At 71.3% G+C, this 16,683-nt stretch carries 19 protein-coding genes; 8 read left to right on the top strand and 11 right to left on the bottom strand.

Going from position 1 to position 16,683, the window contains the following annotated elements:
• Positions 1 to 46: 46 nt before the first annotated feature.
• Both AUV07_RS16760 and AUV07_RS16755 read right to left on the bottom strand, forming a co-directional pair.
• Complete coding sequence (locus AUV07_RS16760; RefSeq protein WP_062637869.1) at positions 47 to 406, bottom strand: hypothetical protein; 360 nt, start codon at positions 404 to 406, stop codon at positions 47 to 49.
• A complete protein-coding gene (locus AUV07_RS16755) occupies positions 403 to 1,053 on the bottom strand; it encodes a hypothetical protein (protein ID WP_062637867.1) in 651 nt (216 codons plus the stop codon). The genes AUV07_RS16760 and AUV07_RS16755 overlap by 4 nt, the downstream gene beginning before the upstream one ends.
• Positions 1,054 to 1,343: 290 nt before the next feature.
• Between AUV07_RS16755 and AUV07_RS16750 the strand changes: the two genes are divergently transcribed.
• A complete protein-coding gene (locus AUV07_RS16750) occupies positions 1,344 to 2,270 on the top strand; it encodes a hypothetical protein (RefSeq protein ID WP_062637866.1) in 927 nt (308 codons plus the stop codon).
• Here the strand turns inward: AUV07_RS16750 and AUV07_RS16745 are convergent.
• On the bottom strand, positions 2,258 to 3,097 hold the full coding sequence (locus AUV07_RS16745) for a sulfurtransferase (protein ID WP_062637864.1): 840 nt from the start codon (positions 3,095 to 3,097) through the stop codon (positions 2,258 to 2,260). The genes AUV07_RS16750 and AUV07_RS16745 overlap by 13 nt on opposite strands.
• 106 nt (positions 3,098 to 3,203) lie before the next feature.
• On the opposite strand from AUV07_RS16745, the gene AUV07_RS16740 reads away from it, so the two are divergent.
• The 3 genes from AUV07_RS16740 (at position 3,204) to AUV07_RS16730 (ending at position 4,755) form a co-directional block, all read left to right on the top strand.
• Positions 3,204 to 3,854 (top strand): GTP cyclohydrolase II, encoded by a 651-nt coding sequence (locus AUV07_RS16740; protein WP_062637862.1) that lies wholly within the window; start codon positions 3,204 to 3,206, stop codon positions 3,852 to 3,854.
• A 17-nt stretch (positions 3,855 to 3,871) separates the two neighbouring features.
• On the top strand, positions 3,872 to 4,342 hold the full coding sequence (locus AUV07_RS16735; protein ID WP_062638035.1) for a MarR family winged helix-turn-helix transcriptional regulator: 471 nt from the start codon (positions 3,872 to 3,874) through the stop codon (positions 4,340 to 4,342).
• A gap of 62 nt (positions 4,343 to 4,404) precedes the next feature.
• Entirely contained in the window at positions 4,405 to 4,755 is a 351-nt protein-coding gene (locus AUV07_RS16730; RefSeq protein ID WP_062637860.1) for a helix-turn-helix domain-containing protein, read from the top strand.
• Positions 4,756 to 4,825: 70 nt separating this feature from the next.
• On the opposite strand, the gene AUV07_RS16725 is transcribed toward AUV07_RS16730, so the two are convergent.
• Both AUV07_RS16725 and AUV07_RS16720 read right to left on the bottom strand, forming a co-directional pair.
• Positions 4,826 to 5,428, bottom strand: a complete 603-nt coding sequence (locus AUV07_RS16725) for a ClpP family protease (RefSeq protein ID WP_025102764.1) — start codon at positions 5,426 to 5,428, stop codon at positions 4,826 to 4,828.
• The gene (locus tag AUV07_RS16720) at positions 5,425 to 6,039 is read right to left on the bottom strand and encodes a ClpP family protease (protein WP_062637858.1); all 615 of its coding nucleotides are present in this window, start codon (positions 6,037 to 6,039) and stop codon (positions 5,425 to 5,427) included. The genes AUV07_RS16725 and AUV07_RS16720 overlap by 4 nt, the downstream gene beginning before the upstream one ends.
• Before the next feature lie 136 nt (positions 6,040 to 6,175).
• On the opposite strand from AUV07_RS16720, the gene AUV07_RS16715 reads away from it, so the two are divergent.
• Positions 6,176 to 6,646 (top strand): acyl-CoA thioesterase, encoded by a 471-nt coding sequence (locus AUV07_RS16715; RefSeq protein WP_081811533.1) that lies wholly within the window; start codon positions 6,176 to 6,178, stop codon positions 6,644 to 6,646.
• Positions 6,647 to 6,740: 94 nt separating this feature from the next.
• Here the strand turns inward: AUV07_RS16715 and AUV07_RS16710 are convergent, their stop codons facing one another.
• Positions 6,741 to 8,147 (bottom strand): hypothetical protein, encoded by a 1,407-nt coding sequence (locus AUV07_RS16710; protein ID WP_082803021.1) that lies wholly within the window; start codon positions 8,145 to 8,147, stop codon positions 6,741 to 6,743.
• 150 nt (positions 8,148 to 8,297) lie between these two features.
• Positions 8,298 to 9,536, bottom strand: a complete 1,239-nt coding sequence (locus AUV07_RS16705; protein ID WP_062637854.1) for a trans-sulfuration enzyme family protein — start codon at positions 9,534 to 9,536, stop codon at positions 8,298 to 8,300.
• A gap of 112 nt (positions 9,537 to 9,648) precedes the next feature.
• Between AUV07_RS16705 and AUV07_RS16700 the strand changes: the two genes are divergently transcribed.
• Together AUV07_RS16700 and AUV07_RS16695 are read left to right on the top strand one after the other, a co-directional pair.
• Positions 9,649 to 10,116 (top strand): Lrp/AsnC family transcriptional regulator, encoded by a 468-nt coding sequence (locus tag AUV07_RS16700; RefSeq protein ID WP_025102769.1) that lies wholly within the window; start codon positions 9,649 to 9,651, stop codon positions 10,114 to 10,116.
• 42 nt (positions 10,117 to 10,158) lie between these two features.
• Positions 10,159 to 11,868, top strand: a complete 1,710-nt coding sequence (locus AUV07_RS16695; protein WP_062637852.1) for an AMP-binding protein — start codon at positions 10,159 to 10,161, stop codon at positions 11,866 to 11,868.
• Between the two features lie 3 nt (positions 11,869 to 11,871).
• Here AUV07_RS16695 and AUV07_RS16690 read toward each other — a convergent pair whose 3' ends face one another.
• Complete coding sequence (locus AUV07_RS16690; RefSeq protein ID WP_146008259.1) at positions 11,872 to 12,273, bottom strand: hypothetical protein; 402 nt, start codon at positions 12,271 to 12,273, stop codon at positions 11,872 to 11,874.
• A gap of 114 nt (positions 12,274 to 12,387) precedes the next feature.
• Positions 12,388 to 13,860, bottom strand: coding sequence for an MATE family efflux transporter (locus AUV07_RS16685; RefSeq protein ID WP_062637849.1), 1,473 nt, complete (start codon positions 13,858 to 13,860; stop codon positions 12,388 to 12,390).
• 170 nt (positions 13,861 to 14,030) lie between these two features.
• Here AUV07_RS16685 and cycA point away from each other — a divergent pair, with 170 nt between their 5' ends.
• The gene (gene cycA, locus AUV07_RS16680; protein ID WP_062637847.1) at positions 14,031 to 15,500 is read left to right on the top strand and encodes a D-serine/D-alanine/glycine transporter; all 1,470 of its coding nucleotides are present in this window, start codon (positions 14,031 to 14,033) and stop codon (positions 15,498 to 15,500) included.
• Between the two features lie 4 nt (positions 15,501 to 15,504).
• Here the strand turns inward: cycA and AUV07_RS16675 are convergent, their stop codons facing one another.
• Together AUV07_RS16675 and AUV07_RS16670 are read right to left on the bottom strand one after the other, a co-directional pair.
• Positions 15,505 to 15,957 (bottom strand): DUF2871 domain-containing protein, encoded by a 453-nt coding sequence (locus AUV07_RS16675; protein WP_062637845.1) that lies wholly within the window; start codon positions 15,955 to 15,957, stop codon positions 15,505 to 15,507.
• A gap of 78 nt (positions 15,958 to 16,035) precedes the next feature.
• Positions 16,036 to 16,659: a response regulator gene (locus AUV07_RS16670; protein WP_025102775.1), complete on the bottom strand. Its 624-nt coding sequence runs from the start codon at positions 16,657 to 16,659 to the stop codon at positions 16,036 to 16,038.
• Between the last annotated feature and the right edge of the window lie 24 nt (positions 16,660 to 16,683).

Raw genomic sequence — 16,683 nt, 5'->3', positions numbered from 1 at the left:
AGAGACAAGCGGAACGACCTCACCGATATTCCGCCCGACCTCCGCGTCACGACGAGGCGGGGCGTCCCGGCTCGTCGGTGGTGCCGTCGCTCGCGCCCTCGTCCTCCGCGTCGTACAGCACCGGGCGGTCGACGGTCTTCGTGACGTCGGCGGGATCGACCGCGAGCATGAGCATCGCGAGGATCAGAAGGGTCGCGATGAAGGCGCCGCCGCCCACGACGAGGCTCAGCGCCACCGGGGTGAGGCCCTCGTATGTGCCGTTCGCGATGGCGGTGTTCACGCGGAGGGTGAAGGCGCCGGTGGAGACCAGTGTGACCACCAGGGCGAACACGCCGCAGCCCAGGGCGATGCCGAGCAGGTGGAGGGGCCGCAGGATGTCCCGTCGGGTGGGCTTGTCGTCGCTCATCGCTCTCCTCCGTGCTCCACAGGAGCCGCATCGTTCTCGGGGGCGGCAGCGACGTCATCGGCGCCCGCGCGCTTCGGGGTGAGGCCGGCGATGCCGAGGAAGACGGCGACGATGGCCGCATACCCGCCGAACATCCCCACGCCGAGGATGATGCCGGACAGCTCGAACGTGCCCGCCTTCTCGATCGTGTACTCCTGGACGAAGCCCGACGGGATCAGCAGCAGGACGACCGCGAGGAGCACGCCCAGCGCCCCGACCGTGATCGCATCGGTGGCGAGCGCTCCCCCGACGCGGCGGGCGCGGATGCCGGCGAGCAGCTCGAGGCCGCCGCTGAGCACGCCCCAGGTGATGAGCACGATGAAGAACATGTCGTCCGTGCGCCAGGCCGGCACGCCCCCGGCCATTCCGGCGATCGCGCTCACGACCGCCAGGAGGATCGCCGACCAGCGCGACCCCGACGGGAGGACGAGCCAGGCCGCGAGGATGTGCACCAGGGCGGTGACCAGCGCGAAGCCGCTGAAGACGGCGAGACCGACCGCAGCGGAGTGATCCGAGGAGAAGGTGATCATGAGGGCGGCGACGGCTGCGAACAACGCGCGCAGCAATTGCACGTGGCGCATGGTGAACGCGCGAGCAGGGGCAGACATGACGGCCAGATCCTCCGGAGTTTCCCCACCAGTCTACGCGGGGCGGCGAGCCGCACGCGCCCAGGGATGCTCGTGAAGCCCGGCGGATCTCCCCAGATCGATTGCCGGGCTTCACGACATACGCAGCAAGGGGGGCATCACTGCGTCGGGCCGCTGCCGCAAGGTCGGGCACCCTCCCCGCGACATCACAGCCCCGTGACCCACTTACCCACCTGGTCCCCTGAGGTGCGCGCGTGCGGTCTTATGCTCACTCTAGAGGTGTGTTCTTCACATACCGGGTGGGGGCTGTGATGAGTTTTGGGGACGACGAGAAAAGAGCGGCGACGCCGGACACGTTCGCGGCGGCACTGCGCGATGCGATCAACGCGAGACCGGTGACGCTGTCGTGGTTGCAGCGGCAGCTCCGCGACCGGGGCAACCGGGTCTCGATGGCCACGCTGAGCTACTGGCGGTCGGGGGCCCGCCGCCCGGAAGGACCGCAGTCCCTCGCCGCCCTCGCCGACATCGAGGACCTGCTGTGCCTCGAGTCCGGCGCGTTGAGCCGGCTCCTGCGTCCACACCGCACGGGCCCCCTGGGGCCGCGGGGGTTCCCCCTGGAGCAGGTCGACATGGAGCGGGCCGTCCGCGAGGTCTATGCGGCCCTCGGCGCCACGTACCCGGACCCGTCGCGGGAGCTCACCGTCCACTCCGTCACGGATGTGGACGCCGACGGCGAGGTGTCCTCCTGCCTCACCCGCAGCATCGTGCAGTCGACGAGCGGCGTGATCACCGCCATCCCCGTCCTCGACCTCACCCCCGGCGTCCCCGGGCCCCCACCGCTCCTCACGGCCGTGGCCGGCGGGCGGATCACCGCGCGCTACTCCCACCCGAACGGTGAGGCGCACGGCGCGCTGATCGAGCTCGACGTGCCGCTCGAGGCTCCGGACACCGCAGTCGTCGAGTGGTCGGTGCAGTACGAGCCGGGCCGCCCCTCGGATCGGGACACCGGCCACGCCCTGTCCCGCCAGGCACGGGAACTCCTCGTGTGGACGCGCTTCCATCCCGATGCCGTGCCGGACTGGTGCGAGGAAGTCGTCGAGACCGCCGGAGGCACCGTCGTCACCGCGCTCCCGCGACCTCGCGGCACGTCGGTGCATCAGGTGCGCCGCGCGTTCGGTCCCGGTGCCCTCGGTCTGCGCTGGGGGTACGGCCGGCGCGACGGCGATCAGCCCGGCTGATCACCCGTCGCGACCGGTCGTCCCGGCGTGTTCGACCACTGGCTCCAGGAGCCGGGGAACACCTTCGCCGGGATGCCGACCTCGTGCAGCACGAGCGCGGTGTGCGCGGCCGTGATGCCAGACCCGCAGTAGGCCGCGACCGGCGTCTCCGCCGTGATGCCGACCTCCGCGAGCGTCGCCAGGACCGTGTCGCGGTCGCAGATGCGCCCGCTCTCGTCGAGGTGCCGCGTGGTGGGGAGGTTCCGGGCACCGGGGATGTGTCCGGCGATCGGGTCGAGCGGCTCGGTCTCGCCGCGGTAGCGCTCCGGGGCGCGCACGTCGAGGAGCACCCCGGTCGCCGGGAACGCCGCCGCCTCGTCGATCGAGAGGGCGTCCTGGCCGGGGTCGGCGAGGACGACGTCACCGGTCTCCGGCACGACGTCGTCGGTCGCCAGGTCGTATCCGGCCGCGGTCCAGGCGCGCAGCCCGCCATCGAGCACCCGGACGTCGACCCCGGCCTGCCGCAGCAGCCACCACGCCCGGGCCGCCGCGAGTCCCTTGGTGTCGTCGTAGGCCACGACCGTGTCGCCCTGCCGCACCCCCCAACGCCGGGCCGCCGCCTGCAGGGTCTCCGTCGAGGGGAGCGGATGCCGCCCCTCGGCGGGCGCTCCGGGTGTGGAGAGCTCCTGATCCAACGACGCGAACACGGCACCGGGGATGTGGCCAGAGCGGTAGTCGCCCGGGCCCGCCTCGGGACGGTCCAGGCGCCAGCGCACGTCGACGACCCGGATCGGGGCGCCGTCCTCGAGGAGGTCGTGGAGTTCTGCCGCGGAGACGAAGTGACTCATGGTGCGAGGCTACCGAGTGCGCGGCGCCACGCGTCGATCGCCGTCACGGACCGACACGGTCCTCGCGGCCCGGGAATAGCCACGCGCCGACGACGTTTCCCCTCACATGATTGAAACTTCAACGGTCGCCGCGGAGCGTACCCGCGTGCGGGTGCCCCTGCGCTTCGCGGACGGCTTCACCACGACGGCCGACGTGGTGACCTTCGATGGCCTCGTGGACGGACGTGAGCACCTGCTGCTCGGCCTCGGCGACTGGCAGGCGGCTCTCGCCCGCTCCGCCGACGGCGGGGACGCCCCGCTCGTCCGCCCGCACAGCGAGTGCCTCACGGGAGACGTGTTCGGCTCCGAGCGCTGCGACTGCGGGCCGCAGCTGCGGGAGGCCGTCGAGCGGATCGCCGCCGAGGGCGGCTTCCTCCTCTACCTCCGGCAGGAAGGCCGTGGCATCGGGCTCTACGCCAAGCTCGACGCGTACGCCCTGCAGGACGCCGGCCTCGACACCTATGAGGCGAACGTGGCCCTCGGCCGCGGCGAGGACGAGCGGGACTACACCGTCGCGGCGCAGATGCTGCGCGCGCTGGGCGTGGACCGCATCCGTCTGCTGAGCAACAATCCCGACAAGGCCGCGCAGCTCGACGGCCTCGGCATCCATGTCACCGAGCGGGTGCGCACCGAGGTGCACCTGTCCGAGGCGAACTCGCGCTACCTCCAGGCGAAGCGCGACCACACGGCGCACACGATCGACCTGACCGCGGCGTGACCTCCGAGGAGCACGACATGAGCGAGACGCGGCACCCGCGGCGGCTCGACGACGACGAGCTCGCGACGTGGCTCCCGATCATCCGGTTCGTCCAGCTGCTGCCCCAGGTCCTCGACCGGGCGCTGAAGGACGAGGTGGGCCTGAACCACGCCCGCTACGCGATCCTCGTGACCCTCGCCGGGCAGGGCGAGGACGCCGTCACCATGACCGAGCTCGCGCGCATCGCCGGACTCAGCCGGTCGCGGCTGAGCCACGCCCTGGACTCCCTGGAGGAGCGCGGGTGGGTGGAGCGGACGTCGTGCTCCACGGACAAGCGCACGCTCTCCGCGACGCTGACCCCGGCGGGCCGGGAGATGCTCCGGACGGCCGCGCCCGTCCACGTGGCCCAGATCCGCGAGCTCATCCTCGACCCGCTGTCCGCGGAGGATCGGCAGCGGCTGCAGGACATCCTGGGCGCGCTGCTTCCCGGCGTCACGGCGGCGCTGTGAGCTGCGTTCTGCTCTGAGCAGAACGTCTCGATCGCCGCACAGACGGCGGCTTATCGTGAGGCATGGCCGACATCGTCCCGTTCCCCCGTGCCCCGCATCCCGTCCGTCCGCCGTCGAACGGCCCCGAGCCGCTGTGGCGCGACCTGCTCGGGGATCAGCTCCGGCGGCGGCGCCATGACCGCGGCGAGACGCTCAGCGAGACCGCGGAGAAGGCCGGGGTCTCGCCGCAGTACCTCTCCGAGGTCGAGCGCGGCCGGAAGGAACCGTCCAGCGAGATGATCGCCGCGATCGCCGGGGCCCTGGACGCCACCCTCGTGGAGCTCACGAGCGCGGTCGCCGAGGAGCTTCGTCAGGCCACCCCCGCCGCGGCGGTGGTGTCGGCCTCCCGCGGCGCCTTCGCCCTCGCCGCCTGACCCGTCTCCCCTGCACGACCGGAGTCCGGGTGCACGACGGATCCTGGAGATTCGTCGTGCACCCGTCACCTCATCGTGCCTCCGGATCCCGGGGACCGAGCACGGTGTCGATGAGGCCGTAGTCGAGGGCGGCGGCGGCGGTGAAGACCCGGTCCCGGTCGGTGTCGGCGCGGAGCTCCGCGAGGGAGCGGCCGGTGTGCCGACCCAGGATCGTCTCCATGTCCGCGCGCACCCGCACGACCTCGTCGGCCGCGAGGATGAGGTCCGGGATGGCTCCGCGCGACTGACCGGCCGGCTGGTGCAGCACGATGCGCGCGTGGGCGAGGGCCGCCCGCTCCCCCGGCGCTCCCGCCGCGACGAGGAGCGCCGCCGGGCCGATGGCCTGCCCGACGCACGTCGTCGCGATCCGCGGACGGATGTGCTGCATGGTGTCGTAGATCGCCAGCGCGGCACCGGGATCCCCGCCCTCGCTGTTGATGTAGAACTGGACGCCGGTCTCCGGGCTGTCCGCGTCGAGGTGCAGGAGCTGCGCGATGAGGGCGTTCGCCACCCCCGCGTCGATGCCCGTGCCGAGGTAGATGACCCGCTCGGCGAGCAGATGCGAGTACACGTCCATGACCCGCTCACCCCGCGGGTGCTGGGCGATGACGTTCGGGATCGTGTAGCTGCTCATGCGTCCGCCCCCAGTCCCACCCGCGCACGACGACGCGGCAGGATCTCCGCCGTCGACTGCACGATCTCGTCGATGAACCCGTAGTCCTGAGCCTCGCCGGCGGTGTACCAGCGGTCGTGGAGGGAGTCCTCGAAGATCCGCGCGAGGGGCTGACCGGTGTCGTCGGCGATGAGGCCGAGGACGGTGTCGCGCATGTGCCGGAGGTCGTCCGCCTGCGCCTCGATCTCCACCGCGGATCCGCCGATCCCCGCCGAGCCCTGGTGCATGAGGATCCGCGCGTGCGGGAGAGCGCGCCGCTTTCCCTTCGTCCCCGCGGAGAGCAGGAACTGCCCGGCGCTGCAGGCGAGACCGAGGGCGAGGGTGGAGACGTCGTTCGGGATGAGGTGCATGAGGTCGCGGATCGCCAGCATCGATGGCACGGACCCGCCGGGCGAGTGGATCCAGAGGGCGATGTCGGCCGCCGGATCCTCGGCGGAGAGGCCGAGGAGCTGCGTCATCAGGAGGGTGCCGTTGTCGTCGTCGAGGGCGCCGTCGAGGACGAGCACCCGCTCGTGGAACAGGGCGCGCCGGGCCTCGGGGCCGAACTGCGGGAAGGGCTTTTCTTCGCTCATGTCCCCAGCATCCGGCTCCGGCTGCGGCCGCGGAAGCGGATCCGCCCGGAGCAGATCCGCTCTGGGCGGCGGCGTGTGCACCCGCCGGAAAACGCGACGTAACACCGCCGACGCACGACCCGCCTAGCCTCGGGGCATGGCGAAACAGAAAGCACCCGCATGGCAGTCCGAGGACGGCCTGAACTTCCGCACCCGCAAGTGGGTGCGCCCGGAAGACCTCAACGCGAACGGCACGCTGTTCGGCGGAAGCCTGCTGAAGTGGATCGACGAGGAGGCCGCGATCTACGCGATCGTGCAGCTCGGCAACTACCGCGTCGTCACCCGGCACATCTCCGCCATCACGTTCGAGGCGTCGGCGGTGCAGGGCGACCTCATCGAGATCGGGCTGCAGGCCACCCGTTTCGGCACGACCTCGCTCACGATGCGGGCCGTCGCGCGCAACATGATCACGCGCAAGCGCATCCTCACCATCGACGAGATCGTGTTCGTCAGCATCGGCGAGGACGGCCTGCCCACCCCCCACGGCTACGACGAGATCACCTACGATCGCGACCGCATGCCCACCGAGCGCATCGCCACCGGCACGATCCCCCTCCCGAAGCGCTGACCCGCTCTCGCCGACCCACCCCCTTGAGGTCGACCCACCCCCAAAAGTGCGTCACTTACGGGGGTGGGTCGTACGGAAGGGGGTGGGTCGACGGTCAGCGGTGGGTGACGCGGTGACCGATCCAGAAGCCGATCGCGATCAGGCCGACCAGACCGATACCGAGGATCCACGGGAGCAGAGAGGGTGCGGCGCCGGCCGTGGCCGTCGCGAGGGTGCCGGAGCCATCGGCGATGCGTCCGTTGCCCGCCGCGAGGTCGGCCGCGCCCGCGTCGAGCTTCGCGCTTCCGGCCGCGAGGGTGCCGGAGCCCTCGGCGACCGCGTCGGCGCCGGTACGGAGTTCGGTCATCCCGGACCGGAGGTCGCCGGCCCCCGACTGCAGCGCGCCGACGCCCGTGGCCAGAGTCCCGGCCCCCTCGTCGAGCCGCGCCGCGCCGGCGCTGAGCTCCGCGGTGCCGGAGTACAGCGACGATGCTCCGGTCGACAGGGTCTGCAGCCCGGACGAGAGATCCGCCGCGCCCGCCGCGAGCCGGGAGGTGCCGTCCTGCAGCGTCTGCGCTCCGGCGACCAGGGCGGGAGCGCCCTTCGGGGAGACCAGGGCCACGGTTCCCGGCCAGCCCTTCGAGGAGTCGCCGTTGATGAGCGCACCGACGCCGGCCGTGACACGGGCGGAGCCGTCGGCGGCACCGATGAGTCCCTGTGCGAGGCCCGGAGCAGCCGCGGCGGGGGCGGCCAGCGCGCCGACCTGCTTCTCGACGCCGGCGGCGAGCGCCGCGAGCTGCTGGAGCTGCACGTCATCAGGGTGTGCAGCGAGGAGTCCCTGGAGTCCGGCCGCGAGCGTCCGCGCATTGCCGGGAGCGCTCGTGGCGACGCCCGTCAGCAAGGCCTTCGTCTCCGGATGGGCGAGTTTCTGCACATCGGCACTCACTCCGTCGCGCAGGGTGGTGCTGAGGGTCGTCGCCCCCTCGAGCACGCCGTTCGCGTACCGGTGCGCGCCGTCGACACCGGCGGCGAGCGAGGTCGCGCCGTCGACGAGCTGCCGGGCTCCGGCATCCGCCGCCGCCATCTTCGCCGCGAGTTCCTGCGATCCGGCGAGCGCCGTCTGCGCTCCGCCGCTCACCCGTCCCGCACCGTCGAGAGCGGTGGCGGCTCCGGCGGCCAAGGTGCCCGCGCCCTCGGCGAGCGTGGTGGCACCCGCGGCAGCGGTGGTCGCGCCGTCACTGAGCTTCACCGATCCCTGCTGTGCCGTCGCGGTGCCTGCGGCGAGATCCTGCGTGCCCGCGGCCAGCTCGTCGGCCCCCGCGGCGAGGTCGGCGGCTCCGGCGGCGAGGTCCGCGGATCCCCCCTGCGCGGTGGTGGTGCCGTCCGCGAGTTCCGAGGCGCCCGCGGACACCTTGCTCATCGTGGCGAAGAACAACAGCACCATCGCCGCCAGCAGAAGGCTGAGGACGATCACGGCGATGCGCATGCCGAGGCCGTGCGCGTGGGTCTTTTCACTCGTCATTGAGGACTCCCGAGGTCAGTGGCGTCGTTGCCACCCGCGACTGTAGGCCCGCACTCTCCGCCACCCCCCGGTTTTGCCGCCAGGTACCAAGTCCCACCTCGGGCGACACTCAGTTTCTTGTCGTCCTCACACAATCGCCGACCCGGCCCCTTATGCGCGAGCCACCCCCATATGTGACGCACTTTCGGGGGTGGGTCGCGCGGAAAGGTGTGGGTCGGCGAGAGTGGCGAAGGCGTTCGCGAGGTCGGCGAGGAGATCGTCGACGTCCTCGAGGCCGATGGACAGACGCAGGACGTCGGCGGCGGGACGCGCCTCCGCGGGGACCGGGCGGTGCGTGAGCGCGGCGGGGTGCTGGATGAGGGAGTCGACGCCCCCGAGCGACACGGCGTGCGTGAAGAGGCGGGTCGCCCCGGCCACCGCTGCGGCCGCTGCATAGCCACCGCGCAGCCGCAGGGCGATCATCGCCCCCGGCCCGCGGAGCTGCCGTTCCAGGATGCCGCGCGGATCCCCGTCGAGCCCGGGATAGAAGACCTCGGCGACCTCGGGCCGATCGACCAGCCACTGCACGATGCGACGAGCGCTCTCCTGCTGGTGCCGCACGCGGACCGGCAGGGTCGTGAGACCGCGGTGCAGCAGGTACGCACCGAGCGGGTGCAGGAGCCCCCCGGTCACCGCACGCACGCGACGCAGCGCCTCCGCGGTCCTCTCGTCACAGGCGACGACGCCGGCGATGACATCACCGTGGCCGCCGAGGTACTTGGTGGCGCTGTGCAGCGACATCGCCGCGCCGTGGTCGATCGGGTTCTGCAGCACGGGGGTCGCGAACGTGTTGTCGACCACGACCGGCACGCTCCCCGCCTGCCGCACGACCTCGGCGATGTCCGCGACCTCGAGGGTCGGGTTCGCCGGCGTCTCCACGACGACGAGTCCGGTGTCGGCGCGCAGGGCGGCGGAGACCTCGTCGGGACGGCAGTACGTCGTCTCCACCCCGAGCAGGCCGGACCCCAGCAGGTGGTCGGTCCCTCCGTAGAGCGGACGCACCGCGACGACGTGCCGCGCTCCCGTGGCACCCGTGTGCGCGAGAATCACGGCGGTCATGGCCGCCATCCCGGAGCCGAAGGCGACGGCGGCCTCGGCGTGCTCCAGCTCGGCGAGCGCATCCTCGAAGCGCCCGACCGTCGGATTCCAGAGGCGGGCGTAGACCATGCTGCCGTCCTGCGGCGGGCGGCCCCCGGTCGCCATCGCCTCGTACGAGTCACCGCCGCGCTCGACGTCGGGCAGCGGATTCGTCGTGGAGAGGTCGATCGGCAGGGCGTGGACCCCGAGCGCCTCGAGGTCGGCACGGCCGCTGTGGACGGCCACGGTGTCGGGATGCAGCGGTGCAGTCATCCCTCCACGCTGGCCGAATCGCGGGGTTCTCGCTGGTCTTCGACAGAACAACTCATCGAATCCGGGATCCTCGCTATTCTGTGCAACATCCGGCCGTACCGAGGAGGGCACGTTGGCGAAAGCGCAACTCGACGAGATCGACCTGGAGCTGCTCGCCGCCCTGAGCCGCGATGCAGCCGTCACCAACAAGGCTCTGGCCCACCGCCTCGGACTCGCGGAGTCCACCTGCGCCCACCGGATCCGCGGCCTGCGCGAGCGTGGAGTCATCCGCGATACGCGCGTCCGCCTCGACGGCTCCGCTCTCGGCTACCCGCTGCAGGCGATCATCAAGGTCCGCCTCGCGCATCACACCGGACCCAAGGTCACGGCGCTCTTCGACGCGCTCGTCGCGATCCCCCGTGTGCTCCAGGTGTTCCACGTCGCCGGGGTGGACGACTTCCTCGTGCACGTCGCCGTGCAGGACGCGACCGCTCTGCGCGACATCGTGCTCGAGCACATCACCGTCCACCCCGTCGTGCGCGGCACCGAGACCCAGCTCGTGTTCGAGCTCCGCGACGGCACGGGTTTCCTCCCCCGCTGAACGAGGGGGCAGGATGGAGGGACGCCGTTGCAAAGGAGCACCATGAGCCGTCGTGCCACCCCCGCCACCGAAGCGATCCGCGGGATGAGGGACCTCCTCTTCACGCACGCCACGGACTACGACGCCGCGCGCCGCGAGTTCGCCTGGCCCGACCTGACCGCCTTCAACTTCGCGCTCGAGTGGTTCGACGTCATCGCCGGGGAGAACCCCGACCGTCCGGCCGTGCAGATCGTCGAGGCCGACCTCAGCCTCCGCTCCTGGACGTACGGCGAGCTCTCCGCCCGCTCCGACCAGGTCGCCGCCTGGTTGCGCGGCCTCGGCATCGGCCGCGGCGACCACGTGATCGTCATGCTCAACAACACGATCGAGCTGTGGGAGGTGATGCTCGCGATCACGAAGCTGGGCGCGGTGTCGATCCCGACCTCGACGCTGCTGTCGGCCTCCGACCTCGCGTACCGCATCGAGCACGGCCGCGCCGGCGCCGTCGTCACCCTCGGCACCCTGGCCGACCGCCTCGAGGGGATCGACCCCGCGGTCCTGCGCATCGGCGTGGGCGCGCCGTTGCCTGCCGACTGGAAGCGGTTCGCGGATGCCGCCGCCACCACGCAGGAGTTCGTTCCGGACGGCCCGACGCCCGCCGGCGACACGGCCCTGCTGTACTTCACGTCCGGCACGACGAACCGCCCGAAGCTCGTGCAGCACACCCACGTCTCCTACCCCGTCGGCCACCTCTCCACGATGTGGTGGCTCGGCGTGCGCCCGGACGACGTGCACCTCAACATCTCCTCCCCCGGGTGGGCCAAGCACGCCTGGTCGAGCTTCTACTCCCCGTTCCTGGCCGAGGCGACGGTGTTCGTCTACAACTACGACCGCTTCGACGCGAACACGCTCATGGAGGTCATGGACACCCACCACGTCTCGACGTTCTGTGCCCCGCCCACCGTCTGGCGCATGCTCATTCAGGCCGACCTCTCCCGGCTCGCGCACCCTCCGCGGGAGCTCGTCGGCGCCGGCGAGCCGCTGAATCCCGAGGTCATCGACCGGGTGCGCGAAGCGTGGGGCGGCACGATCCGCGACGGCTTCGGGCAGACGGAGATGACCGCCTGCATCGGCAACTCCCCGGGGCAGACGGTCAAGGTGGGATCGATGGGCCGTCCGCTCCCCGGGTACCCGGTCGTGCTGCTCGATCCGTCGACGGGCGAGGTCGTGGAGCACGAGGGCGAGATCGCGCTCGACCTCGCGCAGCCGCCGCTCGGCCTCATGGCGGGGTACTACGACGACCCGGAGAAGACCGCGGAGTCGCGGGCCGGGGGCTTCCATCACACCGGAGACATCGCCGTGCGCGACGCCGACGGCTACCTGACCTACATCGGGCGCTCCGACGACGTGTTCAAGGCCTCCGACTACAAGATCTCGCCGTTCGAGCTCGAGTCCGTGCTGCTGGAGCACGACCTCGTCGTCGAAGCGGCCGTCATCCCCAGCCCCGACCCCACGCGCCTCGCGGTGCCGAAGGCGTACGTGTGCCTGACGCCGGACGCGGGCGCGGACGAGGCCGCCGCCGCGCGCGCCGTGTTCGGCTACGCGCACGAACGGCTGTCCTCGCACCTGTGGGTGCGGATCATCGAGTTCGTGCCCGAGCTGCCGAAGACGATCTCCGGGAAGATCCGCCGCGTCGAGCTGCGGGCACGCGAGAGCGCCCGCGTGGCCGCGGGCGACGAGGCGCGGCAGCACCGCGACCGCGACTACCGCTGAGCGCTAGGAGACGACGGCGACCGGAGCCGTGGGCGTCGCGGTCGAGCCGGTCTTGAGCGTGGCCGTCGTCGTGGTCGCCGGCGCCGGCTTCACGCGCGCGGCCCGGCGTCGCGACTCGAAGCCGCCCGCCGTGAGCATCGCGCGCACGATCCCGCCGATCACGAGCATGCCCATGAGCGACGCGCCCGCCGCGATCAGCGGAAGCCACTGATTCGCGAAGCTCGCGGTGAAGCTCATCAGCGCGCACACGATCCACAATCCGACCGCGCCGCCCGCGAGCCCCCCGGCTCCGCGGATGATCGCGATCGCGGCCACGATCGCGCAGACCGCGGCGAGCGCCGCACCCACGTATCCGATCGGTACCAGAATGGCGGCCAGGTCTCTGGCCACTCCCACTGTCGTCATGACGACCCCCCGTCCGGCGGAACCCCTCCGCACCTTCGACATTAGAAGTGTCTCTCCGGAAGGCCATCCGTCTCAAGTCCGATCCGGGTCATCCTTCCGGTGGATATCCGCGGCTCAGCGCCGGACCGGCCACCGCAGCCGGCGCGGGCGCACGACGCGGACGGGGCGGGTGACGACCGCGTCGACCACCATCGAGCCGTCGGTGGGGCCGACGATCGCGATCGCGGAGGTCTCCGTGGCCTCGGCCGGGGCCACGGGTTGCCTCGCGAGCGCGCGATGCGCCTTGACGTAGGCCGGCACGAGGAGCACGATCGCCCCCACCCAGGCGAGCGGGTTACTGAGGGCCACGCCGTCGAACCCGATCATCGCCCCGAGGACGACCGCGGCGACGACGCGCATCACGAGCTCGATCACGCCGGTGACCGTCGGCACCAGCGTGTGGCCGAGCCCCTGCAGCGCGCCGCGGAGCACGAAGAGCATGCCGAGCGCCCAGTAGCCGCAGCCGTTGATGATGAGCATGCGGTGCGCCATGGCGACGACGTCGTCCGAGCCGTCGCCCACGAACAGCCGGACCATCGGCGCGCCGAACGCGATGAGCAGCCCGCCGAGGACGATCGCCGCGGCGACCGCCATCCAGGTGGCCTCGACCACGCCGCGCCGGATGCGGTCGGGGCGGCGGCCGCCGTGGTTCTGGGCCGCGTACATCGACACGGCGAGCCCGAGCGAGGAGAGCAGGGCGACCGCCAGGCTGTCCACGCGGGATGCGGTCGTGTAGGCCGCCACCGCGTCGGCGCCGATCGTGTTCAGGGCGACCTGCACCGTGAGGGTCCCGATCGCGATGATCGAGGCCTGGAAGCCCATGGGGAGGCCGAGGCGCAGGTGGTCGGCGATGTCCGTGCGGGAGATGCGCCAGTCCGAACGACGCAGGTGCAGCATGGGCAGCCTCCGGCGCACGAACTCCAGACACAGGATCACCGAGACGGCCTGCGCGACCACCGTGGCGAGCGCGGCACCCGCGACGCCCCACTCCAGCGGACCGACCATGAGCACGACGAGGCCGACGTTGAGCGCACAGGAGATCGTGAGGAACACCAGCGGGGTCTTCGAGTCGCCGATGGCGCGGATGATCGCGGAGAGGTAGTTGAAGAACATCGTCGCGCCCGCGCCGAGGAAGCTGATCTGCGTGAACACCGTCGCCTCGGCCATGAGCTCGGGCGGCGTCTGCAGCAGCGCGAGGATCGGCCCGGCGATGAGGGGCGCGACCACCGTGAGGACCACGCTCGTGATGCCGCTGAGGAGCACACCCGTGGCGACGGAGCGGCGCACGGCGGCGTCGTCGCGCGCACCGAAGGCCTGGGCGATGGGGATCGCGAAGCCGCTCGTGAGACCCCAGGCGAAGCCGAGGAGGAGGAAGAGCAGGCTGCCCGTCGCGCCGACGGCGGCGAGGGACTGGACGCCGAGGTGGCGTCCGACGACGATCGCGTCGGCGAACTGGTAGAGCTGCTGCACGACGTTGCCGAGCAGCAGCGGGATCGAGAAGGCGAGGATGACGCGCCACGGACGGCCCGTGGTGAGGGTGGTGGCCATGAAGGAAGGGGCTCGCAGGGAAAGAGGGGATGGATCGGGGGTGGGCCCAGTTTATCGAATCGTTTCGGGCGAACGGAACACCCCGGACCGGATTGCCGTCGCCGGGGCGTCGATTTCGGACGAGCGGGCCCCGGTGGTTACTCTGCATCAGTCGAGGACGACCGGAGGAGATGAGCGTGACGAAGGAAGACACGGGGGCCATCCGCCAGGGGCAGACCGCAGCCGGAGGCGAGGAGCACCTGCGGCGCGCGCTCAGCAACCGGCACATCCAGCTGCTCGCGATCGGCGGGGCGATCGGCACCGGCCTGTTCATGGGCAGCGGCAAGACGATCTCCGTCGCCGGCCCCTCCGTGATCTTCGTCTACATGATCATCGGGTTCATGCTGTTCTTCGTCATGCGGGCGATGGGCGAGCTGCTGCTGTCGAACCTCAAGTACAAGTCGTTCAGCGACTTCGCGAGCGACCTGCTCGGCCCGTGGGCGGGCTTCTTCACCGGCTGGACGTACTGGTTCTGCTGGGTGGTCACGGGCGTGGCCGACGTGATCGCGATCGCGGGGTACACCGATGCGCTCCTCCCCGGCATTCCGCTGTGGATCCCGGGCCTCCTCGTGGTCGTGATCCTCCTGGCGCTCAACCTGCCCACCGTCGCGGCGTTCGGCGAGATGGAGTTCTGGTTCGCGCTCATCAAGATCGTCGCGATCGTCGCCCTCATCGTGACCGGTCTCGTCATGATCCTCACCGGCTTCTCGCACGACGCCGGCACCGCGAGCTTCGCCAACCTGTGGGAGCACGGCGGCATGTTCCCGCACGGCTTCCTCGGCTTCGTCGCCGGCTTCCAGATCGCGGTGTTCGCGTTCGTCGGGATCGAGCTCGTCGGCACCGCCGCCGCGGAGACGAAGGACCCGAAGCGCAACCTCCCGAAGGCCATCAACGCCATCCCGATCCGGGTCCTGCTGTTCTACGTGGGCGCGCTCATCATCCTCATGTCCGTCACGCCGTGGACCGAGTACGTCGCCGGGGAGAGCCCCTTCATCGCGATGTTCGCCCTCGCCGGACTCGGCATCGCCGCCACCGTCGTCAACCTCGTGGTGCTGACCTCCGCGATGTCCAGCGCGAACTCCGGCATCTACTCCACCTCGCGCATGGTCTTCGGGCTGGCGCAGGACGGCGACGCCCCCCGGTTCTTCGGTCGGCTCTCGAAGCGCCGCGTGCCGCAGAACGCCCTGTTCCTGTCCTGCATCCTGCTGCTGTCCGGCGTCGTGCTGCTCTACGCGGGCAAGGACATCGGCACGGCGTTCGAGATGGTCACCACGGTGTCGGCCGTGTGCTTCATGTTCGTGTGGACGATCTTCCTCTGCAGCTACCTCGTGTACCGGCGCCGGCGTCCGGAGAAGGCGGCGACCTCGGCGTTCAAGATGCCGGGCGGCGTGTTCATGGTGTTCGTGGTGCTCGCGTTCTTCCTGTTCATCCTCTGGGCGCTGACCACTCAACCGGACACCCTGATCGCCCTGCTCGTGACGCCGATCTGGTTCGCGATCCTCATCGTCGCCTGGCTGTTCGTGCGGAAGTCGCCGCACCACCGGGAGCGCCACGCCGCGCACATCGCGTACCTGCGCGACGACACGATCCCGGCCGACTGAGGCGTCAGGCGACCGACTCGAGGGTCGCGGGCTGTGCGGCCGCGACCTTCGGGGCGAAGACGCGGGGGCGGAGCGCGAGGAACAGCAGCACCATGCCGGCGGCGAGCAGCATGTGCCCCACGCCCGCGATGCCGGCGATCATCTTCGTCGACTCCTGGCCGAGCACCGTGAGGCAGCCGTGCCAGACGAGCATCGCCGAGGTCAGCACGAGCCCGGCGGTGTAGGTCCAGAAGAACCAGCCGAACAGGCGGCTCTCGGAGAGCGCGAAAGCCTTCTCCAGGAGCATCACCACGAGGAAGACGACGAAGCCCAGCACGAGCAGATGCGTGTGCACGAGTCCGAGCTGCGTCGGCTCCCCCTCGGGGAAGCCGTTGATCTTGGTGAACTCACGGTAGAAGAGTCCGGAGGCGACGCCCACCAGCATGGAGGCGAACGCGGCGGTGAAGAGCCTGCGCATGGGAGTCCTTTCTGTCTGCCTCCAGCCTCGCCGTGGGGCCGTCGCCGCGAATCCATCGAACGGTGGAGACCGCGGGCGTCAGAGCAGACCGGACTCCCTCGCGATCGCGACCGCCTTCGCGCGGCTGTCGGCCCCGAGCTTCTCGAAGACGTGCACGAGGTGGGTCTTCACCGTCGCCTCCGTGACGAACAGCGCCTTCGCGATCTCCCGGTTCGAGGCCCCGGTGTCGAGCAGCCGCAGCACGTCGAGCTCGCGCCCCGTGAGCTGCACCCGCGGGGCGCGGAGGGCGCGGCCGACGCGCGCCGTGAGCTCCGGCGTCAGCGCCTGCCCGCCCGACGCGGCCTGTCGCACGGCCCGGACGATGTCCTCCGGGTCGATGTCCTTGAGCAGGTACCCCGCCGCCCCCGCCTCGATCGCGCCGAGGATCTGAGCGTCGCGGTCGAACGTCGTGAGGATGAGCACCGCCGGAGCCGGGTCGAGCGCCCGGAGCGCCGCCGTCGTCTGCACGCCGTCCATGCCGGCCCCCAGCCGCAGGTCGCAGAGCACGACGTCGGGACGCAGGTGCCGGGCGAGGACGACCGCCTCCTCCCCCGACGCGGCCTCGCCCACGACCTCGGCGTCGTCGCGGCGGTCGAACAGCGAGCGCACGCCGGCGCGCACGATGGGGTGGTCGTCGACGAGCAGGATCCGCACGGGGGTCACGACCGACCTCCGAGGGGCAGGTGG

The sequence above is a fragment of the Microbacterium sp. CH1 genome, assembly GCF_001595495.1.
Classification (GTDB): Bacteria; Actinomycetota; Actinomycetes; order Actinomycetales; family Microbacteriaceae; genus Microbacterium.
This window is presented reverse-complemented; position numbering and strand designations above follow the sequence as displayed.